Annotated in this window: 24 protein-coding genes; 15 read left to right on the top strand and 9 right to left on the bottom strand. The window is 70.4% G+C overall.

Translation table 11 applies throughout. From position 1 onward, the window contains the following. On the top strand, window positions 1-708 hold the full coding sequence (locus R0232_RS12505) for a glutathione S-transferase family protein (RefSeq protein ID WP_431512287.1): 708 nt from the start codon (window positions 1-3) through the stop codon (window positions 706-708). A gap of 34 nt (window positions 709-742) precedes the next feature. Then, window positions 743-1,126 (top strand): arsenate reductase (glutaredoxin), encoded by a 384-nt coding sequence (arsC, locus tag R0232_RS12500; RefSeq protein ID WP_296791613.1) that lies wholly within the window; start codon window positions 743-745, stop codon window positions 1,124-1,126. Here the strand turns inward: arsC and R0232_RS12495 are convergent. The 3 genes from R0232_RS12495 to R0232_RS12485 form a co-directional block, all read right to left on the bottom strand. Then, window positions 1,123-2,775: an ATP-binding cassette domain-containing protein gene (locus R0232_RS12495; RefSeq protein ID WP_431512286.1), complete on the bottom strand. Its 1,653-nt coding sequence runs from the start codon at window positions 2,773-2,775 to the stop codon at window positions 1,123-1,125. The genes arsC and R0232_RS12495 overlap by 4 nt on opposite strands. A gap of 187 nt (window positions 2,776-2,962) precedes the next feature. Continuing rightward, complete coding sequence (locus R0232_RS12490) at window positions 2,963-3,712, bottom strand: sulfite exporter TauE/SafE family protein (RefSeq protein ID WP_431512285.1); 750 nt, start codon at window positions 3,710-3,712, stop codon at window positions 2,963-2,965. Window positions 3,713-3,751: 39 nt separating this feature from the next. Continuing rightward, window positions 3,752-5,008 carry an MFS transporter gene (locus R0232_RS12485; RefSeq protein WP_431512284.1) on the bottom strand — a complete coding sequence of 419 codons (1,257 nt, stop codon included), beginning with the start codon at window positions 5,006-5,008 and terminating at the stop codon, window positions 3,752-3,754. A gap of 89 nt (window positions 5,009-5,097) precedes the next feature. Here R0232_RS12485 and R0232_RS12480 point away from each other — a divergent pair, with 89 nt between their 5' ends. The 4 genes from R0232_RS12480 to R0232_RS12465 all read left to right on the top strand — a co-directional run bounded on the left by R0232_RS12480 (window position 5,098) and on the right by R0232_RS12465 (window position 8,343). Continuing rightward, window positions 5,098-5,994, top strand: a complete 897-nt coding sequence (locus tag R0232_RS12480) for an AraC family transcriptional regulator (protein WP_256222509.1) — start codon at window positions 5,098-5,100, stop codon at window positions 5,992-5,994. A 55-nt stretch (window positions 5,995-6,049) separates the two neighbouring features. After that, window positions 6,050-6,742 (top strand): phosphatase PAP2 family protein, encoded by a 693-nt coding sequence (locus R0232_RS12475; protein WP_208511196.1) that lies wholly within the window; start codon window positions 6,050-6,052, stop codon window positions 6,740-6,742. 138 nt (window positions 6,743-6,880) lie between these two features. Continuing rightward, window positions 6,881-7,123, top strand: a complete 243-nt coding sequence (locus tag R0232_RS12470; protein ID WP_057597863.1) for an acyl carrier protein — start codon at window positions 6,881-6,883, stop codon at window positions 7,121-7,123. Continuing rightward, window positions 7,120-8,343: a beta-ketoacyl-[acyl-carrier-protein] synthase family protein gene (locus tag R0232_RS12465; protein WP_431512283.1), complete on the top strand. Its 1,224-nt coding sequence runs from the start codon at window positions 7,120-7,122 to the stop codon at window positions 8,341-8,343. The genes R0232_RS12470 and R0232_RS12465 overlap by 4 nt, the downstream gene beginning before the upstream one ends. A gap of 12 nt (window positions 8,344-8,355) precedes the next feature. On the opposite strand, the gene R0232_RS12460 is transcribed toward R0232_RS12465, so the two are convergent. Beyond that, on the bottom strand, window positions 8,356-9,249 hold the full coding sequence (locus tag R0232_RS12460; RefSeq protein ID WP_296781342.1) for a LysR substrate-binding domain-containing protein: 894 nt from the start codon (window positions 9,247-9,249) through the stop codon (window positions 8,356-8,358). Window positions 9,250-9,435: 186 nt separating this feature from the next. On the opposite strand from R0232_RS12460, the gene R0232_RS12455 reads away from it, so the two are divergent. The 4 genes from R0232_RS12455 to R0232_RS12440 all read left to right on the top strand — a co-directional run bounded on the left by R0232_RS12455 (window position 9,436) and on the right by R0232_RS12440 (window position 14,142). Next, complete coding sequence (locus tag R0232_RS12455) at window positions 9,436-10,800, top strand: M20/M25/M40 family metallo-hydrolase (protein WP_431512282.1); 1,365 nt, start codon at window positions 9,436-9,438, stop codon at window positions 10,798-10,800. An 82-nt stretch (window positions 10,801-10,882) separates the two neighbouring features. Continuing rightward, complete coding sequence (locus R0232_RS12450) at window positions 10,883-11,344, top strand: DUF2501 domain-containing protein (protein WP_208511200.1); 462 nt, start codon at window positions 10,883-10,885, stop codon at window positions 11,342-11,344. Between the two features lie 154 nt (window positions 11,345-11,498). Further along, window positions 11,499-13,244 (top strand): SulP family inorganic anion transporter, encoded by a 1,746-nt coding sequence (locus tag R0232_RS12445; RefSeq protein ID WP_093342938.1) that lies wholly within the window; start codon window positions 11,499-11,501, stop codon window positions 13,242-13,244. Between the two features lie 10 nt (window positions 13,245-13,254). Next, entirely contained in the window at window positions 13,255-14,142 is an 888-nt protein-coding gene (locus R0232_RS12440) for a LysR substrate-binding domain-containing protein (protein ID WP_431512281.1), read from the top strand. A 20-nt stretch (window positions 14,143-14,162) separates the two neighbouring features. Here the strand turns inward: R0232_RS12440 and R0232_RS12435 are convergent, their stop codons facing one another. Further along, window positions 14,163-14,750 carry a DUF3299 domain-containing protein gene (locus R0232_RS12435; RefSeq protein ID WP_256222511.1) on the bottom strand — a complete coding sequence of 196 codons (588 nt, stop codon included), beginning with the start codon at window positions 14,748-14,750 and terminating at the stop codon, window positions 14,163-14,165. A 445-nt stretch (window positions 14,751-15,195) separates the two neighbouring features. Here R0232_RS12435 and R0232_RS12430 point away from each other — a divergent pair, with 445 nt between their 5' ends. Then, window positions 15,196-15,669: a hypothetical protein gene (locus tag R0232_RS12430; RefSeq protein WP_431512280.1), complete on the top strand. Its 474-nt coding sequence runs from the start codon at window positions 15,196-15,198 to the stop codon at window positions 15,667-15,669. Here the strand turns inward: R0232_RS12430 and arfB are convergent. The 4 genes from arfB to R0232_RS12410 form a co-directional block, all read right to left on the bottom strand. After that, window positions 15,635-16,048 carry an alternative ribosome rescue aminoacyl-tRNA hydrolase ArfB gene (gene arfB / locus R0232_RS12425; RefSeq protein ID WP_431512279.1) on the bottom strand — a complete coding sequence of 138 codons (414 nt, stop codon included), beginning with the start codon at window positions 16,046-16,048 and terminating at the stop codon, window positions 15,635-15,637. The two genes, R0232_RS12430 and arfB, sit on opposite strands and share 35 nt — an antisense overlap. 237 nt (window positions 16,049-16,285) lie before the next feature. Further along, window positions 16,286-17,470 carry an acetyl-CoA C-acyltransferase family protein gene (locus R0232_RS12420; RefSeq protein WP_296777997.1) on the bottom strand — a complete coding sequence of 395 codons (1,185 nt, stop codon included), beginning with the start codon at window positions 17,468-17,470 and terminating at the stop codon, window positions 16,286-16,288. Window positions 17,471-17,512: 42 nt separating this feature from the next. Continuing rightward, entirely contained in the window at window positions 17,513-18,307 is a 795-nt protein-coding gene (locus R0232_RS12415) for an enoyl-CoA hydratase/isomerase family protein (protein ID WP_431512278.1), read from the bottom strand. A gap of 30 nt (window positions 18,308-18,337) precedes the next feature. Beyond that, window positions 18,338-19,051: a TetR/AcrR family transcriptional regulator gene (locus tag R0232_RS12410; RefSeq protein ID WP_431512277.1), complete on the bottom strand. Its 714-nt coding sequence runs from the start codon at window positions 19,049-19,051 to the stop codon at window positions 18,338-18,340. A 210-nt stretch (window positions 19,052-19,261) separates the two neighbouring features. Here R0232_RS12410 and R0232_RS12405 point away from each other — a divergent pair, with 210 nt between their 5' ends. The 4 genes from R0232_RS12405 to R0232_RS12390 all read left to right on the top strand — a co-directional run bounded on the left by R0232_RS12405 (window position 19,262) and on the right by R0232_RS12390 (window position 23,587). Next, window positions 19,262-20,149 (top strand): ABC transporter ATP-binding protein, encoded by an 888-nt coding sequence (locus tag R0232_RS12405; protein ID WP_431512276.1) that lies wholly within the window; start codon window positions 19,262-19,264, stop codon window positions 20,147-20,149. Beyond that, the gene (locus R0232_RS12400) at window positions 20,149-21,027 is read left to right on the top strand and encodes a branched-chain amino acid ABC transporter permease (protein WP_057595845.1); all 879 of its coding nucleotides are present in this window, start codon (window positions 20,149-20,151) and stop codon (window positions 21,025-21,027) included. The genes R0232_RS12405 and R0232_RS12400 overlap by 1 nt, the downstream gene beginning before the upstream one ends. A gap of 317 nt (window positions 21,028-21,344) precedes the next feature. Next, window positions 21,345-22,382, top strand: a complete 1,038-nt coding sequence (locus R0232_RS12395) for a branched-chain amino acid ABC transporter permease (protein WP_208511167.1) — start codon at window positions 21,345-21,347, stop codon at window positions 22,380-22,382. A gap of 14 nt (window positions 22,383-22,396) precedes the next feature. Beyond that, window positions 22,397-23,587: an ABC transporter substrate-binding protein gene (locus tag R0232_RS12390; protein WP_208511168.1), complete on the top strand. Its 1,191-nt coding sequence runs from the start codon at window positions 22,397-22,399 to the stop codon at window positions 23,585-23,587. Window position 23,588 lies beyond the last annotated feature (1 nt).

Below are 23,588 nucleotides of genomic sequence, written 5' to 3'. Positions count from 1 at the left end.
ATGGCCTCCCCGTCATCCCCCACCACCCCACCTTCCGCCGCACCCGGTCGCTACACGCTCTACGGCGCGCCCGGCTCGGGCGCCACGCCCGTGCACGCGGCGCTCACGCTGATCGGCCTCGGCGACCGGGTCGACACGGTCGACATCGCGACCTGGGAAGGCGATGCCGAGCGCGACCGCATCGCCGGCCTCAACCCGATGCGCCAGGTGCCGGCGCTGGTGCTGCCCTCGGGCGAGCTGATGACCGAGAGCGCGGCGATCCTGATCTGGCTCGGCGACCGCCATCCCGAGGCCGGCCTCTGCCCCGCGCCCGGCGATGCGCTGCGCGCGCAGTACCTGCGCTGGATGGTCTACCTGCCGGCCGCCATCTATTCGATGTTCTGGGTGCGCGACGATCCCGCGCGCCTGGTGCCCGACAAGGCGGCGCAGCCCGCGATGCTCGAGCGCTCGGCCGAGCGCGTGGCCCATTGCTGGCACCTGATGGACACGCAGATCGACCCGCCCTCGCCCTACCTGCTCGGCGAGCGCATCGGCATGCTCGACCTCTACGTGGCCGTGATGTCGCGCTGGACACCCTGCCGCGAACGCTTCTACCGCGAGGCGCCGCGCATGGCCGAGGTGGTGAAGCGCGTCGATGCCGAACCGCGGCTGGCCGCGTTCTGGGCCGAGCGCTTTCCGTTCACGCCGGGCTGGGAACGCGGCGGGTGATGCCCGTCGGGCCGCGGCTTCCGATAATCGCGCCATGACCCGCAAAGAAGCCACCACCGACTACCCGATGACGATCTACCACAAGCCCAACTGCAGCACCTCGCGCAACGTGCTGTCGTTGATCCGCGAAAGCGGCGTGGAGCCCGAGATCGTCGAGTACCTGAAGACGCCGCCGTCGAAGAAGAAGCTGCGCGAGCTCGCCGACGCGATGGGCCTGAAGGCGCGCGAACTGCTGCGCACCAAGGAAGAACCGTACGCCGCGCTGAATCTCGACGACCCGACGTGGAGCGACGACCAGATCCTCGGCTTCATCGTCGAGCATCCGATCCTGCTGCAGCGCCCGATCGTGGTGTCGCCGCGCGGCACGCTGATGTGCCGGCCCTGGGAACGGGTGCGCGAGATCCTGCCTGCGGCCTAAGGGCTGTCCGCCTCGCGCAGCGTCCAGCCGTTGTCGCGAGACACCAGCCGATGGGTCGGCGCGAGCGCGTCGAGGAAGCGCGCATCGTGCGAAGCGACAACGAGCACGCCCGGGAAGCCTCTCAGCGCCTGCTCGAGCGCGAGCACCGAGGTGATGTCGAGGTGGTTCGTGGGCTCGTCGAGCAACAGCATCTCGGCCGGAGCGCCGCTCCACAGCGCGCAGGCCAGCGCGGCCTTGAGTCGCTCGCCGCCGCTCAGTTGCGCCAGCGGCCGCAGCACTTCGGCCGCACCGAGCCCCAGCAGCGCGAGCCGGGTGCGCAGCTCGCCTTCGGGCAGCGGCGAATGCAGCGCATCGAGCTGCTGCAGCAACGACCTGTCGAGCGGCATCGCGGCGCCGCCATCCTGATCGAGCCATGCCGAGCGCAGCGGTGCTTCGCAACGCCCGGCGATCGGTGCCTGCTGTCCCGCGAGCATGCGCAGCAGGCTGGTCTTGCCGCAGCCATTCGGGCCGCCGATGCCGATGCGCACGGGGCCCTGCAGACACAGGTCCAGCGGCTTCGCGCCGGCCGGTTGCGCGGGCACCGCGCCCTCGAGCCACAGCACGCGGCGCCCCGCGGGCACCACCGAACCCGGCAATGCGAGCGCGATCGCCGACGGTGGCGCCACGCCGGCGGCCGCCTCGCGCACGGCGGCATCGAGCACCGCGCGACGCTCGCGCTGCCGCTCGTGCTCGCGTCCCGCGTGGGCCTCGGCATTGCCCTGGAGGCGGCCCAGGTGGAGACCGCCCAGATTGGCATCGCGTGCCCAGGCGGCGCCGCGTGCAACACGGCGCTGCTGCGCGTCGTGCTGCCGGCGCAGTTCGCGCAAGGCAACGTCGCGCTCGTTGCGCGCATGCGCGAGCCGGGCCTGCGCGGCATCGGCCTCGCGCTCGCGCCAGGCGCTGTAGGCCTGCCAGCCGCCGGTGCAGCCGCGCAGGCCGCGGGCCGGCGTGATCTCGACGATGCGGTCCATGCCCTCGAGCAGTTCGCGGTCGTGGCTCGCGACCACCACCACGCCGCGCCAGGCCGCGAGCCGCTCGCGCAGCCAGCGCCGCGCATCGGCATCGAGATGGTTGCTGGGCTCGTCGAGCAGCAGCGCATCGGCGCCCGAGAGAAAGGCACCGGCCAGCGCGACGCGGGTGCGCTCGCCGCCGCTCAGGCTGTCGGCGCGGCGGTCGATGGCGAAGGGCAGGCCCGCGTCGGCGAGTGCGGCCGCGAAGCGCGCGGGCAGGTCCCAGCAGCCCTCGGCATCGTCGAAGTCGGCGGGCGTGCCCTGCCCGGCCTCGATGCGCGCGAGCGCGGCCAGGTCCGCATCCGGCGCGGCGCCGGCGTTCTGCGCCACGTGCACACGGCGCGACGGCCGCACGATCGCGCCGGTGGTGGGTTCGCGCCGGCCCGCGAGCAGGTCGAGCAGCATCGACTTGCCGGCGCCATTGCGCCCGACCAGCCCGATGCGCCCGGGCTGGAAGGTCTCGCAGAGATCGTCGAACAACAGGTACCCGCCCGGCAGCGCGAGGCTGGCGTGGCGCAGCTCGAAGCCCGCGGTGGCGGAAAGAGAAAAGGAAGCGTCCGGCCCTGAACCCGGGCGCGGTGCGTGCGTGCGATGAGCCATGCCGGCCCTCCGATGAATCGTTGGCAAGGCGATGCACGGTGGTCATGCATCGCGGCGATCAAGGAAGGCTCAAAGGCGCATTTCGGGGGGACGCTCCGGAAAAAACGAAAGGGCCCTGAAAGGCCCCGGGCCGGTTTGGAGGCGGGCCTCGCGCGAAGGTTCCGCGACTTTTCTTTCTCTGTCTTCTTCAGCGCCGCAGCAGCGCGGGCAGCGCCGAGGCCAGCATCGCCACGCCCGAGGCCGTCAGCAGGCTCAGCACGATCTTGCGGAAGGTGGCCTCGCTGATGCCGATGTACAGCCGCGCGCCGAGCCGCACCGGCACGAACACGGCCACCGCGACCAGGCCGAGCAGCGGGATCGTCGATATGGCGACGCCGCCGCGCGCAACGTGCAGCGAGAAGGCCACCACCAGCATCGTGAGGTTGAAGTTCTGGATCACCGCGCGCTGGGTGTCGCGCTCGAAGCCGCGCAGGGTGCACCACAGCGTGGGCACCACGCCCGAGAAGCCGCCGATGCCGGCCATCGCGCCGCCGATGGCACCGGCCACGCCGTCGGCCACCCGGCCGCCGAAGCGCACGCGCGGCAGCCGCTGCGACATCAGCATCGCGGGGCACCACAGCACCAGCACCACGCCGAGGCAGACCTTGAACAGCTCGACGTCGAGGTGCGGCAGCAGCCAGACGCCGAAGGGAATGCCCGCGAGGCCGCCGGCGACGAAGGGCCACAGCAGGTGGCGGTCGAAGCGGCGGCGCACGCTGAAGGCGGTGATCAGTTGCCCGGTCATGCCGCCGAACAGCGCGAGGATGGCCGCGAGCTGCGGGTCGAGGGTCCAGGCCCAGACCGACATCGCCACCATGCTGAACGCAAAGCCGGACAGGCCCTGCACGAATCCCGCCAGCACCGCGCCGACGATCACATAGAGATACAAGGCCTGCATGCGGCCGATGATATCGGCCGCCCCTGCGAGAGAAGGGACTCAGGCCGAGGCCGGCACCAGCGCCGTGCGGCGCACGCGCGTCACGTTGAAGGCGCTCGCGATCAGCACGCCCTGCACCAGCGCCAGGCCCACGATCACGGCCACGTACTGGCCATGGTCCATCAGGCGACCGAAGATCAGCGGTGCCACGGCCTGCCCGATGTCGAGGCCGGCGTAGACCACGCCATAGACGCGGCCGGTGGCATTGGGCGGCGTCGAGCGCTTGACCAGCAGGTCGCGCGAGGGACCGGCCACGCCCGAGACGAAGCCCATGGCGCCGAACAGCACCGGCACCACCAGCGGCGGGAAGTCGGCGAAGGCCAGCACCAAGGCCAGCGCGGCGGCGATGCCGAAGCCCAGGCCCACGATGCGCTCGCAGCGCGAGGGATCGGAGGCCAGGAAGCCGCCCGCCACCATGCCGGCCGAGCTCGCCACCATGTAGACCGTGAGGCACACCGCCACGATGCCGACCGGCACCGCGTGCAGGTGGCCGGCCGCGACCGGCGCGAAGGTCTGGACCACGCTGATCACGGCCGCATAGAAGAAGAAGAAACCGAAGCACATCCACACGGCCGGGATGCGCAGGAAGTCGAACTGCCCGCCCACCGCGGCCTCGCCCTGGCCGGTGGCCTTGTGCACGGCCTTCACGTCGAGGTCGAGCACGCGGCGGTAGACCCACAGCACCAGCAGCACCACGATCGCGAGCACGCCGGCCGAGGCCAGCGCCACGCGCCACGAGGTGGCGATGGCGATCGGCACCACGAGGGCCGGTGCCAGCGCCCAGCCCAGGCTGCCGGTGATGCCATGCACGCTGTAGGCATGGCCCAGGCGCGTAGGCGCGACCTTGCGGTTGAACAGCGTGTAGTCGACCGGGTGGAACACGCCGTTGCCGATGCCGCCGACCACGGCGCACAGCAGCAGCATCCAGTAGCTCTGCGCCGCCGCGTAGCCGAAGGCGGCCAGGCCCAGCGCGCCCAGGCCCACGAACAGCACCGGCCGCGGGCCCAGCTTGTCGACGATGAAGCCCGAGGCGGCCTGCACGATGCACGAGACCACGAAGAACACCGTCAGCACCGCGCCCAGCTCGGTGTAGCTCACGCCGAAGGCGTCCTTGAGCCAGGGGAACAGCGGCGCCAGGATCAGCTGGCTGAAGTGGCTGATCGCATGCGCCAGCCCGACCAGGCCGATCAGTTGGGCGTCGTTGCGCAGGGTGGTCGGGGCGGTGGCGTTGGGAGTGGTCGAGGCGGAGGAAGACATGGATTGCTACAAAAAACCGGGGCAAGCCCCGATGCTATGTCCGGGCTCGGCGGCAGAATGGCGATACCGCGACAACATTTGTCGAAACTATGCCAAGCGAGCCCCCCACCCCTGCGGACGGCGTTCCGCGACCCGACAAGCCGCGCGCGGCCCCGGTGCCCGCGCCGGTCACCAGCGTGGCCTCGCTCACGCCGCACCTGTACGCGCCCGACGCGGTGCGGCCGCTGCGCGCCAAGGAACACTTCCTGAGCGCCGACACCTTCGTCGAGCTGCACCAGCATCCGTGGCCGCAGCTCACCTTCTCGACCCGCGGCGTGATCCGCCTCAACACCCAGGACGGCAGCTACATCGTGCCGCCCTCGCGCGCAGTCTGGGTGCCGGCCGACATGCCGCACAGCATCATGCTGATCGAGGACGCCGAGCTGCGCACCATCTACCTGCATGCCTGGCTGGGCCCGGCCTGGGAGAAATGCGAGGTGCTCGAGATCAGCCCGCTGCTGCGCGCGCTGATGCTGGCGCTGGACACCACGCCCGACGGCCTGCCGCCCACCGACGCGCATGCGCCGCAGCGCGAACGCATGATCGCGCCGCTCCTGGTCGACGAACTCGAGCGCGCCACGCAGATCCGCATCGACGTGCCGCTGCCCGCCGACAAGCGGCTGCGCCAGCTCTGCGAGGCGCTGCTGCGCAACCCAGCCGACCGCGCCACCCTGGCCGAGCGCGCCGCCAGCATCGGCGCCAGCGAACGCACGGTGGCGCGCATGTTCCGCGACCAGCTCGGCATGAGCTGGCAGCAGTGGCGCCAGCAGGCGGTGATGGCGCATGCGCTGCCGCTGCTGGCGCGCGGCATGGCCGTGAGCCAGGTGGCGGCCGCCAGCGGCTACGCCACCGACAGCGCCTTCTGCGCCATGTTCAAGGCCGCCACCGGGCGCTCGCCGACCTCGTTCCAGCACCGCAAGCGCGGTCCCTCGTCCGCGCACGCCTGAGGTGCTTTGCGGCGTCCGGTCATGGGGCTCTGGCAAGATCGGCCGCCAGCCCGCCATGAACCGACCGCTCCCCCTGCCCCTGCCCGCCGCACCGGCCACGCCCACCTGGGGCGCCGAGATCGGGCGCCGCGTGCGCAGCCTGTTCCTGCTGAAGGCGGTCGGCACCACGGTCTTCACCTGGCTGTTCTTCATCGGCTACTTCCACCTGCTGCGCAACCCGGCCTTCCCGGTCACGGTGATGCCGCTGACCGCGCTCGACGCGCTGGTCCCGTTCCAGCCCCACTTCCTGGGTGCCTACCTGTCGCTGTGGCTCTACGTGGGCGTGGCGCCCGGGCTGCAGCCGAACTTCCGCGAGCTGCTGGTCTACGGCTTCTGGGTCGGCGGGCTGTGCCTCACCGGGCTGGGCCTGTTCTACCTGTGGCCGACGCAGATACCTCCTCTGGCCATCGACGTTTCGGGCTATCCGGGCTTCGAGATGCTGCAGGGCGTGGACGCGGCCGGCAACGCCTGCCCGTCGATGCACGTGGCGGTGGCGATCTTCACCGCGGTGCGGCTCGAGCACGTGCTGCGCGAGGCCCGCACGCCGCTGTGGCCGCGGCTCTTGAACTGGCTCTGGTTCGCGGCCATCGCCTGGTCGACGCTGGCGGTCAAGCAGCACGTGGCGCTCGATGCATTGGCCGGCGCGCTGCTCGGGCTGGCCTTCGCGCTGCCCTCGCTGCGCTGGCGTCCGGGTTACCGAGCACGCTGACTCCCCCTTCCGGCCGGCATGTCCCTGCGGTGGGAGCGGATATCATTGGCGCTCACCGACCCTAGACATACGCCGAGCGAGGAAGGGATCGATTGCAATCGATCAGCGGCTGGCAAGAGAGACCACAGGCATCGCACGATGAGTTCGCTGAAGGAATTGCAGGACCTGATCCAAGAGAAGTACGGCATCGAACCGTCGACCCTCGACCCCCATGCCTCCATGCGGGAGAAAGGCGGCCTCGATTCGCTGGCGCTGGCCGAATTCCTGTTCGCCATCGAAGACCACTTCGGCATCACCATGCCCGACGAGGACGCCAACATCGACACGCTGGCCGAACTGGCCGTGCTGGTCGACAAGGTCCGCGCCGCCAAGCCAGCGTGAACACGCCCTCGGAGGTCGCCGTCACCGGGCTGGGCGTCATCGCCCCGCACGGCGACCATCCAGACACCCTGTTCGAGGCCCTGCTGCAGGGCCGCTCGGCCATCGCGCCGGTGTTTCCCGAACTCCCCAAGCCGGCCGCCGCCGCCACCGTCGCCTTCGACGAGAGCCGCTGGTTCACCAAGCTGCAGCTCGCGGGCGTCGACCGCGTGAGCCAGCTCGCGGTGGCCGCCGCCGACCTCGCGATGCGCGATGCCGGCATTCCCGCCCTCGCCGACAGCGGCCTCGATGCCGAACGCGTGGGCGTCTACGGCGGCTGCGGCATGGGCGGCGCGGCGGCGCTCGAGGCCGCCTACCGCGGCAACGGCCGCGTGTCGCCGCTGACCATTCCGGCCTTCATGCCCAATGCGCCGGCGGCCCACGTGTCGATGCGCCAGGGCGTGCAGGGCCCGGTGCTCACCTATTCGGTGGCCTGCGCCTCGTCGTCGGTGGCGATCGCCGAGGCCGCCAAGGCGATCCAGCGCGGCGAGGTCGATCTCGCCATCGCGGGCGGCAGCGAGGCGCTGATCGTGCCCGGCGTGGTGCTGGCCTGGCAGGCCATGATGACGCTGGCCGGCTTCCAGCCTGGCGAGGCGGCGCAGGCCGTCAAGCCCTTCGCGGCCGACCGCAGCGGCTTCGCGCTCGGCGAGGGCGCGGCCTTCGTGGTGCTCGAGTCGGCCGAACGCGCACGCCGGCGCGGCGCGCGCATCCATGCGCTGCTCGCCGGCTGGGGCCTGAGCAGCGACGCCACCCATCTCACCAAGCCCGACGCGCCCGGCCAGGCGCGCGCATTGCGCTCGGCCCTGCGCCAGGCCGGCCTCGCGCCGCGCGACGTGGGCTATTGCAACGCGCACGGCACCGCCACCCGCATCGGCGACGCGGTGGAGCGCAACGCGCTGGCCGCGGTCTGGGGCGACGATCTCGACGGCCTGCGCACCAGCTCGACCAAGGCGCTGCACGGCCACCTGCTCGGCGGCGCCGGCGCGCTCGAGGCGGTCATCACCATCCTCGCGCTGCGCGAACGCCGGCTGCCGCCGAACGTGAACGGTGGCCAGGCCGATCCCGATTGCGCGCTGAACCTCGTGGCCGCAGGCGACGCCGACGCGCCCGCGCTCGAGGCGGCGATCAGCAACTCCTTCGCCTTCGGCGGCACGAACTCGGTGCTGCTGTTCCGCCGCGCCTGAATCGCGCCGGCCTCAAGCGGTCGGCAGTTCGCAGACCCAGTCGATGAAGGCCTGCACCAGCGGATCGGCCGCGCGCTGCGGCGGCACGAACACGCTGTAGCCACGGCGCGAGGGCGCCTCGTGCTCGCAGGCCAGCGCCAGTTCGCCCGAACGCAGCGCGCGCTCGACGTAGTAGCGCGGCACCAGCCCCACGCCGAGGTCGGCCCGCACCGCCTCGACCAGCATCGAGAACAGGTCGAAGCGATGGCCCGCGATCAGGTTCTCGGGCGGCTGCATCGCGGCGGGCGCCTGCGCGAACCACTCCTCCCAGGCACCGAGCCGGCTGCGGAGCTGCAGCAATGGCGCCGCGCGGAAATCGCCGCGCGCCATCTCGGCGCGGCCGCGGGCACCGGGCGCGCACACCGCCACGCACGCCTCGGCCATCAGCGGCTGCGTGTGGGCGCCGGGCCAGACCGCGTCGTCGTACTGCACGCCGACGTCGAAGGGCAGGTCCTCCATGTAGCGCAGCGTCGGGAAGACCTGCAGGTGCAGGCTGCAGCCCGGCTGCAGCGCCGTGAAGCCGGGCAGCCGCGGCAGCAGCCAGCCCTCGGCCAGCACCGGCACCGCGCCCACGATCAGCCGCAGGCCGTCGGTGCGCCGCGCCATCGCCTCGAGCGTGTGGTCCTGCAGCCGGATCAGGTCGCCCGAGATCTGGCCGTGGTAGCGCCGGCCGGCCTCGGTCAGCGTGGTGCCGCGCGCGGAACGCTGCACCAGCCGCACGCCGATCTGGCTTTCGAGCAGCCGCAGCTGCTGGCTCACGGCGCTGTGCGTGAGGCACAGCTCCTCGGCGGCACGGCTCACGCCGTGCTGGCGCGCGACCGCGTCGAAGACCAGCAGCGCGCGCGTGCTCGGGATGTGACGTCGCATGGTGTTCGTTAGAAAAACTGACGGAGTCGAAGATTAAACCCCAGCACGACAGGCGACTGAAAGGAAGAATCGCCGACGCTTCGTCCTCGGCGAACCGGTGATGCCGTCGTCGGGGGTTCGAATCCCTCCGGCTCCGTCGAACGACGGTTTTTCTTTCAACAGGATCCCTCACTCCCGGACTACCGCATGCCCCGTCTCGCGCCCTCTTCCCTCCGCCTCGCCCCGCTCGCCCTCGCCCTCGCGGTGTTCGGCACCGCCCCGCTCGCCCATGCGCAGAGCGCGGCGGTGGCGCCCACGCCGGCCCAGGTGAGCCCGGAGGTCGAGAAGGCCTACACGCAATTGATGGCCGCGCCCACGGTCCAGAAGCTGCTCGAGGCGGTGAAGGCCGACCACGAGCGCTCGGTGGAAGACCTGAAGCTGCTGACCGAGATCGAGGCGCCGCCGTTCAAGGAACAGAAGCGTGCCGAGGCCTTCCTCGCGCGCATGAAGGCGCTGGGCCTGGCCGACGCGAAGATCGATGCCGAAGGCAACGTGGTCGGCCTGCGCAAGGGCACGGGCAATGGTCCGAAGCTGCTGGTCTCGGCGCACCTCGACACCGTGTTCCCCGCCGGCACCGACGTGAAGGTCAAGGAGCGCGAGGGCAAGCTGTTCGCCCCGGGCATCTCCGACGACACGCGCGACCTGTCGGTGCTGCTGTCCTGGCTCAAGGTGCTCAACGACAACAAGATCCAGACCCGCGGCGACCTGCTGTTCGTGGGCAATGTCGGCGAGGAGGAACTCGGCAACCTGCGCGGCATGAAGGCGATCTTCCGTGACCACCTCGACATCGACGGCATGGTCGGCCTCGAGCCCTCGCCCGACGGCAACGTGCTGGTGCTGGGCACCGCGAGCCATCGCTACGAGGTGAACTTCAAGGGCCCGGGCGGCCACAGCTTCGGCGCCTTCGGCCAGGTGCCCAGCGCGATCCACGGCATGGGCCGCGCCATCGCCAAGATCGCCGAGGTGCGCACGCCGAGCTTCCCCAAGACCACCTTCACGGTCGGCACGGTCGGCGGCGGCACCTCGGTCAACACCATCGCGCCCGATGCGCGCATGGCGATCGACATCCGCTCGGACGACATGGCCTCGCTGCTCGAGGCCGAGAAGAAGATCCTCGCCACGCTCGACGAAGCCGTGGCCGAGGAGAACAAGCGCTGGAACGTGAACACGCTGAGCGTGAGCACCAGGCTGATCGGCGACCGGCCCGGTGGCCGCACCCCACCGGATTCGGTGATCGTCGAGGCCGCCACGCGCGCCAACGCGGCCTTCGGCCACAAGACCCTGCTGCGCGGCGGCAGCACCGACGCCAACGTGCCGATCTCGCTGGGCATCCCCGCGATCATCATCGGCGGCGGCGGCAAGACCGGCGGCTTCCACGCGCTCAGCGAGTGGATCGACGTGACCGACGGCTGGAAGGGCGCGCAGAACTCGCTGGTGACCGTGCTCGGGCTGGTCGGCGTCGCGGGCGTGAGCGAGCCGCTGCTGCCCAAGCGCCCGGCGCGCACGCGCTGAGCCGGTCCGCGCGGCGACCTCCTTTCGCCACCGGGGCGGCGTATGCTGTGCCCGCATATCCATTCGCACCAAGGAGGTCGCCATGAAGTTCCGTTCCACCCTGATCGCGCTCGCCCTGCTCGCGGCCGGCGTCTCGGCCAGCGCCGAATCGAAGCTGCTCGACCAGCTCAAGAACCAGATGGGCGGCGGCGCGGCCAGCGCCGGCAGCAACGGTGGCAGCAGCGGCGGCGCGACCGCCGGGCTGGCCGAGAACCTCGGCTTCTCGATGCCCGCGATCGGCAACAACACCATGGGCAACGCGGCCGGCGTGCTGCAGTACTGCATCAAGAACAACTACCTGGGCGGCGGCGACGCGGCCTCGGTCAAGGACAAGCTGCTGGCCAAGATCACCGGCCAGAAGCAGCAGCAGACCGGCTTCGCGAACGGCGCCAAGGGCCTGCTCAAGGGCGGCGACGGCCAGACGCTCAACTTCAAGCTGCTGACCTCGAAGGTCAAGGAAAAGGGCTGCGACTACGTGCTGAAGAACGCGACCAAGCTGCTCTGAGGCCCGGGGCCCCGGCAGCGGCGATGCCGGGGTAAACCGTGCTGCGCCGGCACCGTGCGGCGCACTAACATCGCACGGTCGCGGCATTTTTCCTCTTCCCTTCGTTCCCGTGCCGCGTCCGCCCACGCCCCGCGTGCGCGACAGACCGCTTTCCATGACGCCGCCACCCGCCACCTCCGCTTCTTCCCCGTCCCTGCGCCAGCGCCTGGCGCGCTGGGTTCCCTGTCTGGGCTGGCCGCGCCCCTCCGCCGCCCTGCTGCGCGGCGAGGCGATGGCCGGCATCACGGTCGCGCTGATGGTGATCCCGCAGGGCGTGGCCTATGCGGCGCTCGCGGGCATGCCGCTGGTCACCGGCGTCTACGCGGCGCTGTTCCCGGCGCTGATCGCCGTGATGTTCAGTTCCTCGCAACGGCTGTCGGTCGGTCCGACCGCGCTCACCAGCCTGCTCGTGGGCGCCTCGCTCGCGCCGCTGGCGGTGGCCGGCAGCCCCGAATGGGTGGCGATGGCGGTGTGGCTCACGCTGATGTCGGGCGCGATCCAGATCGTGCTGGGCGCGGGCGGCTTCGGCTGGATGCTGCGGCTGGTGAACTCGCCGGTGCTGATCGGCTTCACGCAGGGCGCGGCGGTGCTGATCGCGATCTCGCAGTTGCCGGCGCTGCTGGGCTTCACCGGGCGCACCATCCCGCAGGTGCTGCGCGGCGACGGCCCGCTGCCCGACCTCACGGCCATCGCCTTCGGCCTCGGCGGCATCGCCGTGCTGTGGCTGGGCAAGCGCTTCGTGCCGCGCTTTCCAACCACCATGGCGCTGGTGGCCGGCGCGGCCGCGCTGAGCTGGGGCATCAGCTATGCGCTGCGCGGCGGCGCGGTGGTCGGCAGCCTGCCCTCGGGCCTGCCCGACTTCTACTGGCCCGGCCTGCTGCCGGCCAGCACCTTCAGCGCGCTGGTGCTGCCGGCGCTGATGATCACGCTGGTGAGCTTCCTCGAGACCGCCTCGAGTGCCAAGGTCGACAACGCGCGCGCCGGCACGCTGTGGAACGAGAACCAGGACCTGATCGGCCAGGGCCTGGCCAAGCTGGCCTCGGGCTTCACGGGCGCCTTTCCCACCAGTTCCTCGTTCTCGCGCTCGGCGATCACGCTCTACGCCGGCGCGCAGACCGGCTGGGCCACGCTGTTCAGCGTGGTGGTGGTGGCCGGCGCGCTGCTGTGGCTGATGCCGCTGCTCTACCACGTGCCGCAGGCGGTGCTGGCCTCGGTGGTGGTGACGGCCATCCTCGGGCTGGTCAAGCCCTCGAGCTTCACCGCGCTGTGGCGCATCTCGCGGCTCGAGGCCGGCATCGCCATCGGCACCTTCGTGCTCACCATCGCGACCGCGCCCAGCATCTACTGGGGCGTGCTCGGCGGCCTGCTCGCGAGCCTGGCGAACTACATGTACCGCCACCTGCACCCGCGCATCATCGAGGTCGGCCTGCATCCCGACGGCAGCCTGCGCGACCGCCACCTGTGGAAGCTGCCGCCGCTGGCGCCGCACCTGCATGCGCTGCGCATGGACGCCGAGCTCGACTTCGCCTCGGCCTCCACGCTCGAGCGCGCGCTCACGGTGGCGCTGGCCGACCGGCCCGACCTGACCGACGTGTGCCTGTTCGCCCAGCCGATCAACCGCATCGACATCACCGGCGCCGAGGTGTTCGGCTCGATCCGCCGCATGCTCGAGTCGCGCGGCGTGCGGCTGCACCTGAGCGGCCTCAAGCTGCCTGCGATGCAGGTGCTGGAACGCGCCGGCCTGCTCGCGCCGGGGCCGCTGCTGTTCAGCTACCGCACCGACGGCGAGGCGCTGGCGGCGCTGGTGCCGCGCATCGAGGTGCCGCTGCCTACCGAGGCCGAGGCCCAGGCCGCGCACTGAGCGAGCGTCCATGAAGACCACGATCGAGGAACTGCTGGCCTTCCGCACCGTGGTCGACACCGGCTCGATCACGGCCGCGGCCGAGCAGCTCTCGCAGACGGTCTCGGGCGTGAGCCGCGCGCTGAGCCGGCTCGAGCAGAAGCTGGCCACCACGCTGCTGCGCCGCACCACCCGGCGGCTCGAGCTGACCGAGGAAGGCGCGGCCTTCCTGCAGCGCACCCGCAGCATCCTCGACGCCATCGACGAGGCCGAGGAGCAGATGGCCTCGCGCCGCGGGCAGCCCGCGGGCCGGCTGCGCGTGAATGCCGCCTCGCCCTACATGCTGCATGCGGTGGTGCCGCTGGTGGCCGAGTTCCGCCGCCGCTATCCGCAGATCGAGCTCGAGCTCGACACCGACGACCTGCCGATCGACCTGCTCGAGCGCCGCACCGACATCGCGATCCGCATCGGCCCGCTGCGCGACTCCACGCTGCATGCGCGGCCGCTGGGCACGCACCGGCTGCGCGTGCTCGCGAGCCCGGCCTACCTCGAGGCCCATGGCCGGCCGCGCAAGGTGGAGGAGCTCGCCACGCACACGCTGCTGGGCTTCACCCAGCCCGAGTCGCTCAACCGCTGGCCGCTGCGCGGCCCGCATGGCGACGAATGGCAGATCGTGCCCGGCCTCGCGGCCTCGAGCGGCGAGACCCTGCGCCAGCTCGCGCTGGCCGGCGTGGGCATGGTGTGCCTGTCGGACTTCATGACCGCGGCCGACCGCGCGAGCGGCGCGCTGGTGCAGGTGCTGGCCAGGGACACGGTCGACGTGCGCCAGCCGGTCAACGCGGTCTACTACCGCAACACGCAGCTGTCGGCGCGCATCACCTCGTTCCTGGATTTCCTGGCCGAGCGGCTCGCGGACTGAATCGCGCCGCTCGCTTGCGCCTATTGCGCCTTGGCGACGAAGGGCTCGACCGCCGCCGAGCGGATCTCGTAGCCGCTCACGCCCATGTCGGCCGAGGCGTAGCGCGCCGCGCGCAGGGTGCCGCGCACATGCACCGTGTCCATCGCATGCAGGCCCTTCACCGTCTCGTGGGCGATCACGCGCACGATCTGGTTGGCCGGCGGCGGCGGCGTGTGGATGCAGGCGCCGAAGTACGGCACCAGCAGGAACTCGCGGATGCCGTCGGGCGAGGCGTCCAGCGGCACCACGAAGCCGGTCAGGCGGCCGTCGACGCCGTCGAGCGCCACGTTCACCGGCGCGTTGTCCCAGACCGCGCGCATCTCGTCGAGCATCTGGATCGCGCGCGGGTCGTTGTCGCGCAGCGATTCGAGGCTGATGTTGCGGTAGCGCTGGGTCGGGTCCCAGCTCTTGGGGATCAGTTCCTCCCACTTGAGCTCGGGCGCCACGCCGGCGGCCGCGCTGGCCGGCGCGGCACGCTCGGGTCCGCATCCGGCCAGCAGCCCCGCGGCCAGTGCCAGCGAGAGGGCGACGGCCCGCACGGGCCGCCAATGCATCGGGAAAGCGGTCATGGCCTGGATTGTGCAAGCAGCGCCCTGGCGCAGGTTTAAGCAGGACTTAACCGGCCCCTCCCCAAAACCGGCCGAACACGACAGAATCGCGCGCACCACGAAACATGAGGAGCAGCACATGGCGGCAACGGTCTGGCTGGGGTTGACTTCGTTGGGGATCGTCCATACGGCGAGAGGGCCTGTTCACCCTATGCAAGGGGTCGCGCTGCTTCGCAAAGGGGCTGGATGCAAGGCGCCCGCGCGCAGCAAGGCTGATGCCTTGCAAGCGCGGGCAACGCCGCAGACGGCCCCTTTGCGAAGCAGCCCGAAGGGAAGCTCACCAGAGCCCGCCCCTCGGCGTTGCGCTCCTAGCGTGTGCGGACGCACACGCGGCGTCGCGCGCCTTGATGGGCGGGCTCTGGTGAGCTTCGCGACCCCTTGCGTAGGGTGAACAGGCCCTCGCCTGGTGGCTTTGGCGGCCGGGGCACTGGCCCTGATCCGCTACAAGGAGATCTCCTGGCGCACCGGCCTCGGCCGGCTCTACGTCTGGACCACGGTGCTGACCTGCCTCACGGGCTTCGGCATCTTCCAGCATGGCGGCTTCGGCCGGCCGCACGTGCTGGGCATCGTGACCCTGCTGGCGCTGGCCATCGGCTTCCAGGCCGGGCGCGGCCGGCTCTTCGGGCGCTTCGCGCGCCATGCCGAGCTGGCGGCCTATTCGGCCACCTTCATGTTCCACTGGATTCCGACCTTCACCGAAACGCTGACGCGGCTGCCGCTCGGCGCGCCACTGCTGGCGAGCCCCGATGCGCCCGAACTCAAGGCGATCACCGGCGTGCTGCTGGTGCTCTATGCGGTGGGCCTGAGCCTGCAGATCCGGCGGCTGCGCGGCGGCACCGCACCGCTCAGTCCCCCCGGACCGGTCCGCGCAGGCTCTTGACCTGCGAGCGCTGGCTCTTGCCTTCGAGCCGGCGCTGCTTCGAACCGTAGGTGGGCTTGGTGGCGCGCCGCACGCGCGGCACCGTCGCCACGCTGTCGACCACGGCCTGCAGGCGCGCGATCGCATCGGCGCGGTTCATCTCCTGGCTGCGGTGCTGTTGAGCCTTTAGCACCAGCACGCCCTCCTGCGTGATGCGGCTGTCGCGCAGCGCGAGCAGCCGCTCCTTCATGTCCTCGGGCAGCGAACTCGCGCGGATGTCGTAGCGCAGGTGGACTGCGCTCGAGACCTTGTTGACGTTCTGCCCGCCCGCGCCCTGGGCACGGATCGCGCTGAAATCGATCTCGGATTCGTCGACGAGGATGGGGGGATGGCGCTGCACGGGCTGCATTGTGCGCGGTGCGGCGAAGCGGGGGGGAGCGTGGGGAGAGCGGTCCGGAAGGAGGCATGTCGCGTCGGGCAGACCACCCCGCCCGACGCGCTGCACACACCCGGAGTCCTCTCCTCGATCACTCGCTCCTCCTCTCCGGGCAGGCAGAAGATTAGCGGGGGTGTCGCTTCGGGCCATCCTCCTTGTGGAGGATGCCGCCACACACCGCGTTCCGTTGCTCGCGCCGGATCAGACGCGCTCGAACACCGCGGCGATGCCCTGACCGCCGCCGATGCACATCGTGACCAGCGCATAGCGGCCCTGCACGCGGTGCAGCTCGGCGATCGCCTTCACCGCGATGATCGCGCCCGTGGCGCCCACCGGATGGCCCAGCGAGATGCCCGAGCCGTTGGGATTGACCTTGGCCGGGTCGAAGCCCAGCTCCTGGATCACCGCGCAGGCCTGGGCCGCAAAGGCCTCGTTCGACTCGATCACGTCGAAGTCGCTCACCTTGAGGCCGGTGCGCTCGAGCACCTTGCGCGTGGCCGGCACCGGGCCGATGCCCATGTAGGCCGGCTCCACGCCCGCGTGCGCATAGCCCACGAGCCGCGCCAGCGGCTTCAGGCCCTCGGCCTTCGCGCGCGCGCCCTCGGCCAGCACCAGCGCGGCGGCGCCGTCGTTGATGCCCGAGGCATTGCCGGCCGTGACCAGGCCATCCTTCTTGAAGGCCGGCTTCATCTTGGCGAGCGTCTCCAGCGTGGTGTCGGCGCGCACGTGCTCGTCGGTGTCGAACAGCACCACGCCCTTGCGCGTCTTGACCTCGACCGCAACGATCTGCTCCTTGAAGCGGCCCGCGGCGATGGCGGCCGCGGCACGCTGCTGGCTGGCCACGGCCAGCGCGTCCTGCTGCTCGCGCGTGATGCCGTAGCGCGCGGCGACGTTCTCGGCCGTGATACCCATGTGGATCTTCTCCCACGGGTCGTGGAGGATGCCGAGCATGTAGTCGACCAGCTGCACGTCGCCCATGCGCGCGCCGTAGCGCGCGGCGGTGTCGAAGTACGGGCCGCGGCTCATGGATTCGGAGCCGCCGCCGATCGCGATGTCGCAGTCGCCGAGCGCGATCGCCTGCGCCGCCGAGACGATGGCCTGCAGGCCCGAGCCGCAGAGGCGGTTGACGTTGAAGGCTGGCGTCTCGATCGGGCAGCCGGCATCGATGGCGGCCACGCGGCTGAGGTAGGCGTCCTTGGTGTCGGTGGGGATCACGTTGCCCATCACCACGTGGCCGATGGCCGCGGGCGCGACGCCGCTGCGCTCGATCGCGGCCTTGACCGCGGTGGTGGCCAGCTGGGTGTTGGGCACGTCCTTCAGCGAACCGCCGAAGGTACCGATGGCCGTGCGGGCGCTGCCGACGACGAAGATCTCGCGAGAGGTCATGAACTGCTCCTGGATGAAATGAACAAGAAAGGGAAAAAGGGATCAGCGGCCTTCGAAGCGCGCCGGCTTCTTCGCGAAGAAGGCGTCGACGCCGCTGCGGAAATCCTGGCTCGCGGCGCAGACCTGGAAGGCCGCCGATTCGGCGGCGAGCTGCGTCGGCAACTCGCGCTCGAAACTGCCGCGCATCAGCCGCCGCAACTGGCCCAGCGCCACGGTCGGCCCGTTGGCCAGGCGCTGCGCCAGCGCTATCGCCTCGCCGGCCAGCGCATCGGCCGGCAGCACGCGGTTGATGAGGCCGATGCGCTCGGCCTCGGGCGCGTCGAGCATGTCGCCGAGCATCGCGATCTCGAGCGCGCGGCGCAGCCCGACCCAGCGCGGCAGCGCCCACGAGGCGCCGACGTCGCAGCTCGCGCCGATGTTGACGTAGGCCAGGTTGAAGCGCGTGCCCTCGGCCGCGAGCACGAAGTCGGCCTGCAGCATCAGGCTCAGGCCCGCGCCGGCCGCCACGCCGTGCACCTGCGCGACCACCGGGGCGTCGATGGTGGCGAGCACTTCCAGCGCCTCGTGCAGCGGGCCGATCAGCGCGGCCGCGCCGCCCTGCGGATCGGCGCTCAGCAGCGCGAGGTCGCCGCCGGCCATGAAGCCCTTGCCGGCGCCGCTCATGAGCACCGCGCGCACCGAGCGGTCGGCCGCGATGGCGCGCACCGCCGCGAGGAAGGCCTGCGCCATCGGCACGTCGATGGCGTTGAGCGCCGCCGGGCGGTTGAAGCGCAGCGTGGCGACCGCGCCTTCGCGGCCGAACTCGAGCGGGGTGTCGGGGGTGGTTGTCTGGGTCATCGTCGTCTGCTCCATGAGAGGGGAAGGACTTCAGGCCGCCGTCGCCCGGGTTGTCTTGCGCCGCGCCGGTGCCGCGGGCACCTGCTGCAGCACCCCGTTGAGCAGCAGCGCGATCGCCTGGTCGGCGATCTGCTCGGGCGTGAGGTCGCCGTCGCGCCGGTACCAGCGGCCGATCCAGCTCAGCGCGCCGGCCAGCATGAAGGCGGCCATCTTCGGGTCGCAGGGCGCGATCGAGCCCTCGGCGATGCCCTCGTCGATCAGCCGGCGGAACTCGTGGTCGATGCCGGCCTTGAGGCGGCGCAGCTCCTTCTTGAGCGGCTCGGGCAGCGGGTCCTCGCCGATGCGGATCACGCACTTGCCGAACTCCTCGCAGACGATGGCCGAGTAGCTGCGCATGCAGGCCATGAGCTGGTCGAGCGCGCGGCCGCCGTTGCGGCGCACCTCGTCGATGCCCTCCTGCATCATGCCCAGCGCGGCGCGCACGCACTCGAGCAGGATGTCGTCCTTGCTCTTCACATAGTAGTAGAGCGTGGGCTTGGTCACGTGCAGCCGCTCGGCGATGTCGTCGAGCGAGGTGGCGTGGAAGCCGCGCTCGTTGAACAGCTGCGCCGCCGTCTGCAGCACGGCCTGGCGCTTGAGTTCGCGCTGCATCGCGCGCTGGGCCGAGGGCACCCAGGGCGATTCGTCGGCGGCCTCGATGGCAGAGGCCTTGGCGGCGGAGGCACGGCGCTTGGTGAGGGTCATGGGGCGATCCGGGTTTGCGCGCAGGGGTAAGTCCTGATGCCGCGGCGAAGTCGCGTCTGGAAGATCGCGGACGTTACCGAGGAGTAGAAATTCTACGGGCAAGTAGCCCGCGATGCGGATGCCGGAGGAACCCTGAGGCGGCGGCGCATCGCTCACTTGCTTTTTTCTCTTCTCGTCCAGAAGCCCGGACACAGGACACGATTCGACGCCATGCACGCCGACACCGAGCGCCCGCGCGCCACCTCGCCCGCCGACGGAAGCGCCGCCGCGCCCGTGCTGCGCGTGGAGGCGCTCACCTTGGCTTTCGGCGGCGTGAAGGCGCTCAGCGGCGTGGGCTTCGACGTGCAGCCCGGCTCGATCACCGCGGTGATCGGCCCCAACGGCGCGGGCAAGACCTCGCTGTTCAACACGGTCTCGGGCTTCTACCGGCCAACCGCCGGCCGCGTGGTCTTCGAGGGCGCGGACATCACGCGGCTGCCGGCGCCCAGGCGCGCCGCGCTCGGGCTGGCGCGCAGCTTCCAGAACATCGCGCTGTTCCGCGGCATGACGGTGCTCGACAACATCAAGCTCGGCCGCCACGTGCACCTGAAGGCCAACGTGTTCGATGCGCTGTTCTACCTGGGCCGCGCGCGCCGCGAGGAGGCCGAGCTGCGCCGCGATATCGAGGAGCGGATCATCGACTTCCTCGAGATCGACCACATCCGCCATGCCAGCGTGGCCGCCCTGCCCTACGGTTTGCAGAAGCGCGTGGAGATGGCGCGCGCACTCGCGATGCGCCCCAAGGTGCTGATGCTCGACGAGCCGGTGGCCGGCATGAACCGCGAGGAGACCGAGGACATGGCGCGCTTCATCCTCGACGTGCGGCGCGAATGGGGCATCACGGTGCTGATGGTGGAGCACGACATGGGGATGGTGATGGACCTGTCGGACCATGTGGTGGTGCTCAACTTCGGCCAGGTGATCGCGCAGGGCACGCCGGCGCAGGTGCAGGCCGATCCCGAGGTGGTGCGCGCCTACCTGGGCGCGGGCGACGTGGGCGAGCTGCGGCGCAGGCTGCGCGGCCAGGCGGCGGCCACCGCGGCAACGGCGGTGGCGTGATGGATTGGGCCTACCTGTTCGAGATCGCACTGACCGGCCTGGCCGGCGGCGGGCTCTATGCGCTCGCGGCGCTGGCCTTCGTGCTGGTCTACAAGGCCACGCGGGTGGTCAACATCGCGATCGGCGAGATGCTGATGATCGGCGCCTACCTGTTCTTCGCCTTCGCCGCGACCTTCTCGCTGCCGATCTGGCTCGCGGTGCTGGGCTCGGTGCTGGGCACGGGCCTGCTGGGCGCGGTGATCGAGCGCACGATGATCCGCCCGCTGCTGGGCGAACCGCCGATCTCGGCCTTCATGGTGACGGTGGGGCTGGCCTCTGTGCTGGTGGGCCTGGTCGAGATCGTCTGGACCGCCGACCAGCGCCGGCTGCCCGAGTTCATGCCGAGCGCGCCGGTGATGGTGGGCGAAGCCTTCCTCGCGCCCAAGGTGGCCTACGGCGCGCTCGCAGCGCTGGTGCTGATCGTGCTGGTGCTGCTGCTGTTCCGCTTCTGGCGCGGCGGCGTGGCCTTGCGTGCCACGGCGTCGGACCAGGGCGCGGCCTACATGATGGGCATCAACGTGCCGCGCGTGTTCTCGCTGGCCTGGGTGGCCTCGGCCATGATCGCGGCGGTCGCGGGCATCGTGGTCGGCGCGATCGGCGGCATCTCCTCGTCGATGGGGATCTTCGGCCTCTCGGTGCTGGTGGTGGTGATCGTGGGCGGTCTGGACAGCGTGCTCGGCGCGCTGGTGGGCGGTCTCTTCATCGGGCTGGTCGAGGCGCTGGCCGGGTCCTACCTCGGCGGCGAATACAAGCTGCTCGCGACCTTCGTGGTGCTGGTGATCGTGCTGATGATCCGGCCTTACGGGCTGTTCGGTACGCATGAGATCGAGAGGCTCTGAATGAGGGTCTCTTCTTTCACACGATCGCTTTGTTCGGGGTGGGCTCACGCCGACGGGGTACTCCCCTCCGCGAATGTCCCCCGGCCTGCGGCCTCCTCCTTGATTTCGCTGCGGGGAGTACCCCATCGACGTGCGCCTGGACACGCTGGTCGAACCGGCCGCACCACCGCTGCGCTTCTCGTGCACAGGATGCCGGGTGCTTCCCGCAGCGAAATAAAGGAGGAGCCCGAAGGGCGGGGGACATTCGCGGAGGGAAGTACCCGGCGTCCTGTGCACGCGCCCCGACGCATCCTCGCGCCTCATCGAAAGGTGACCCGATGCGCATAGGCACCCTCAAGCAAAGCTACATCGCCGACGCCGCACTGTTCGACTCCCGCACCCAGAAGACCTGGTTGTGGATCGGCGCCGCCCTGCTCGTGCTGTTCCCCTTCATGGCCAGCGACTACTGGCTCTACCTGGCCTGCCTCGTCGCCATCAACGTTGCGAGCGCCACCGGTCTCAACATCCTCACCGGCTACACCGGCCTCGTGAGCATGGGCCAGGCCGCGTTCATGGGCCTCGGTGCCTACACCGTCGCCATCCTGCAGATCCGCTTCGGCACGCCCTTCCTGTTCAACCTCTTCGCGGGCGGCGTCGTGGCCATGGTGGGCGGGCTCGTCGTCGGCATTCCCTCGCTGCGGGTCAAGGGTTTGTACCTCGCCATCGCCACCATCGCGGCCTCGTTCATCACCCACTTCCTGTTCGCCAACCTCAAGCTCACCGGCGGCACCACCGGACTGTCGCTGCCGCCCGCGCAGCTCTTCGGCATCGCACTCGACACCTCGTTCCGTTTGTACTGGCTGATCCTGCCGATCACCGTGCTGATGCTGCTGGGTGCGGCCAATCTGTTTCGCACCCGCGTGGGCCGCGCCTTCATCGCCATCCGCGATCGCGACATCTCGGCCGAAGTGCTGGGCATTCCGCTGCTGCGCTACAAGCTGCTCTCGTTCGGCCTCTCGTCGTTCTATGCCGGCGTGGCCGGCGGCCTCTGGGCCTACTTCTTCCGCGTCGTCACGCCCGAGAGCTTTCCGCTGCTGATGTCGATCTTCTTCCTCGCCGCCATCATCGTCGGCGGCATGGGCTCGATCCTCGGCGGCATCCTCGGCGCCGTGTTCATGACCATGGTGCCCGAGCTGCTCAAGCTGGTGTTCGACCTGCTGCCGGGCGGCCACGAGATGACCGTCTTCCTGTCGCCGGTGCGCACGGTCGTCTTCGGCCTGCTGATCGTCGGCTTCCTGGTGTTCGAGCCGCACGGGCTCGCCGAAGTGTGGCGGCGCATCCGCCGTTTCTTTCATCTGTGGCCTTTCAAGAACTGACAAGGAGACGAAGCATGGCATCCGACAAGAAGACCCCCGTCCTGCGCCGCCGCGAACTCATCGTGGCCGCCGGCGCCGCGCTCGCAGCGCCGCTCAGCGTGTATGCCCAGTCGGGCGAAGACATCGTCATCGGCGGCTCGATCCCGATGACCGGCGTGTTCGCCTTCGCGGGCATCGGCATCAACGCCGGCATCGCCGACTACGTGAAGATCGTCAACGACGGCGGCGGCATCAAGGGCCGCAAGTTGCGCTATGTGCCCGAGGACACCGGCTACAAGGTCGACGTCTCGGTCGCCACCTACAAGAAGATCACCAGCCAGAACAAGGTCAACCTCTACTACGGCGATTCGACCGGCTTCTCGAAGACCATCAACCCCGAGCTCGACCGCAGCGGCCAGATCCTGATGGCCGGCGCCTCGTTCGCCACCGAGCTCAACGACCCGGCCAAGTACCCGAACCAGTTCCTGGTCGGCCCCGACTACACCGAGATGATCGGCATCCTGCTGCGCCATATCGCCAAGGAGAAGCCGGGCGCGAAGGTGGCCTTCGTCTATTCCGACTCCGAGTTCGGCCGCGACCCCATCGAGTCGAGCGAGGCCGCCGCCAAGAAGCTGGGCCTCACGGTGCCCGTCAAGATCATGACGCCCGCCGGCAGCGTCGACGTCTCGACCGAGGTCATCAAGCTGCGCCGCGCAGCGCCCGACTACACCATCTTCCACGGCTACGTGCTCGCGCCCATTCCCGAGTTCGTGCAGCAGGGCAAGCAGATGGGCATGACCACCAAGTGGATGGGCACCTTCTGGACCATGGACAGCTCCACCGTCATGAAGATGGGCGAGGCCGGCGACGGTTTCATGGGCGTCATGCCCTACCGCTACTACTACGACACCTCGGCCAAGGCGCCGATGCTCGAGAAGATCCGCGCCCTGCGCCCCGAGTACCAGAGCACCGCCTACACCCAGGGCTTCCTCACCGCCATGCTGTTCACCGAGGCCGCCAAGCGCACCCTCGACGCCGGCAAGCCGCTGGACGGCAAGAACCTCAAGGCCGCGCTCAACAGCATCAAGGACTTCGACACCGGCGGCCTGATCGGCGTGCCGATCACCATCAAGGGCAACTCCATTCCGGTGGGCCGCGTCTACCGCGCCGACATGAAGGCGCAGAAGATGGTGGCGGCATCCGACTGGATCTCGCTCGACAAGTGAG

This window comes from Variovorax sp. DAIF25, assembly GCF_050711835.1.
Lineage (GTDB): Bacteria > Pseudomonadota > Gammaproteobacteria > Burkholderiales > Burkholderiaceae_C > Variovorax.
The sequence above is the reverse complement of the archived record's forward strand: the minus strand, read 5'-3'. Positions and strand labels throughout refer to the sequence as shown.

Excerpts from the sequence above, each read along its gene's own strand:
- R0232_RS12485 (WP_431512284.1), bottom strand. The coding sequence starts at position 5,008 with ATGTCTTCCTCCGCCTCGACCACTCCCAACGCCACCGCCCCGACCACC.
- R0232_RS12410 (WP_431512277.1), bottom strand. The coding sequence starts at position 19,051 with ATGACCCTCACCAAGCGCCGTGCCTCCGCCGCCAAGGCCTCTGCCATC.
- R0232_RS12455 (WP_431512282.1), top strand. The coding sequence starts at position 9,436 with ATGCCCCGTCTCGCGCCCTCTTCCCTCCGCCTCGCCCCGCTCGCCCTC.
- R0232_RS12505 (WP_431512287.1), top strand. The coding sequence starts at position 1 with ATGGCCTCCCCGTCATCCCCCACCACCCCACCTTCCGCCGCACCCGGT.
- R0232_RS12415 (WP_431512278.1), bottom strand. The coding sequence starts at position 18,307 with ATGACCCAGACAACCACCCCCGACACCCCGCTCGAGTTCGGCCGCGAA.
- R0232_RS12420 (WP_296777997.1), bottom strand. The coding sequence starts at position 17,470 with ATGACCTCTCGCGAGATCTTCGTCGTCGGCAGCGCCCGCACGGCCATC.
- R0232_RS12390 (WP_208511168.1), top strand. The coding sequence starts at position 22,397 with ATGGCATCCGACAAGAAGACCCCCGTCCTGCGCCGCCGCGAACTCATC.
- R0232_RS12470 (WP_057597863.1), top strand. The coding sequence starts at position 6,881 with ATGAGTTCGCTGAAGGAATTGCAGGACCTGATCCAAGAGAAGTACGGC.
- R0232_RS12405 (WP_431512276.1), top strand. The coding sequence starts at position 19,262 with ATGCACGCCGACACCGAGCGCCCGCGCGCCACCTCGCCCGCCGACGGA.
- R0232_RS12445 (WP_093342938.1), top strand. The coding sequence starts at position 11,499 with ATGACGCCGCCACCCGCCACCTCCGCTTCTTCCCCGTCCCTGCGCCAG.
- arsC (WP_296791613.1), top strand. The coding sequence starts at position 743 with ATGACCCGCAAAGAAGCCACCACCGACTACCCGATGACGATCTACCAC.
- R0232_RS12435 (WP_256222511.1), bottom strand. The coding sequence starts at position 14,750 with ATGACCGCTTTCCCGATGCATTGGCGGCCCGTGCGGGCCGTCGCCCTC.
- R0232_RS12490 (WP_431512285.1), bottom strand. The coding sequence starts at position 3,712 with ATGCAGGCCTTGTATCTCTATGTGATCGTCGGCGCGGTGCTGGCGGGA.
- R0232_RS12395 (WP_208511167.1), top strand. The coding sequence starts at position 21,345 with ATGCGCATAGGCACCCTCAAGCAAAGCTACATCGCCGACGCCGCACTG.
- R0232_RS12480 (WP_256222509.1), top strand. The coding sequence starts at position 5,098 with ATGCCAAGCGAGCCCCCCACCCCTGCGGACGGCGTTCCGCGACCCGAC.
- R0232_RS12440 (WP_431512281.1), top strand. The coding sequence starts at position 13,255 with ATGAAGACCACGATCGAGGAACTGCTGGCCTTCCGCACCGTGGTCGAC.
- R0232_RS12495 (WP_431512286.1), bottom strand. The coding sequence starts at position 2,775 with ATGGCTCATCGCACGCACGCACCGCGCCCGGGTTCAGGGCCGGACGCT.
- R0232_RS12400 (WP_057595845.1), top strand. The coding sequence starts at position 20,149 with ATGGATTGGGCCTACCTGTTCGAGATCGCACTGACCGGCCTGGCCGGC.
- R0232_RS12475 (WP_208511196.1), top strand. The coding sequence starts at position 6,050 with ATGAACCGACCGCTCCCCCTGCCCCTGCCCGCCGCACCGGCCACGCCC.
- R0232_RS12450 (WP_208511200.1), top strand. The coding sequence starts at position 10,883 with ATGAAGTTCCGTTCCACCCTGATCGCGCTCGCCCTGCTCGCGGCCGGC.
- R0232_RS12460 (WP_296781342.1), bottom strand. The coding sequence starts at position 9,249 with ATGCGACGTCACATCCCGAGCACGCGCGCGCTGCTGGTCTTCGACGCG.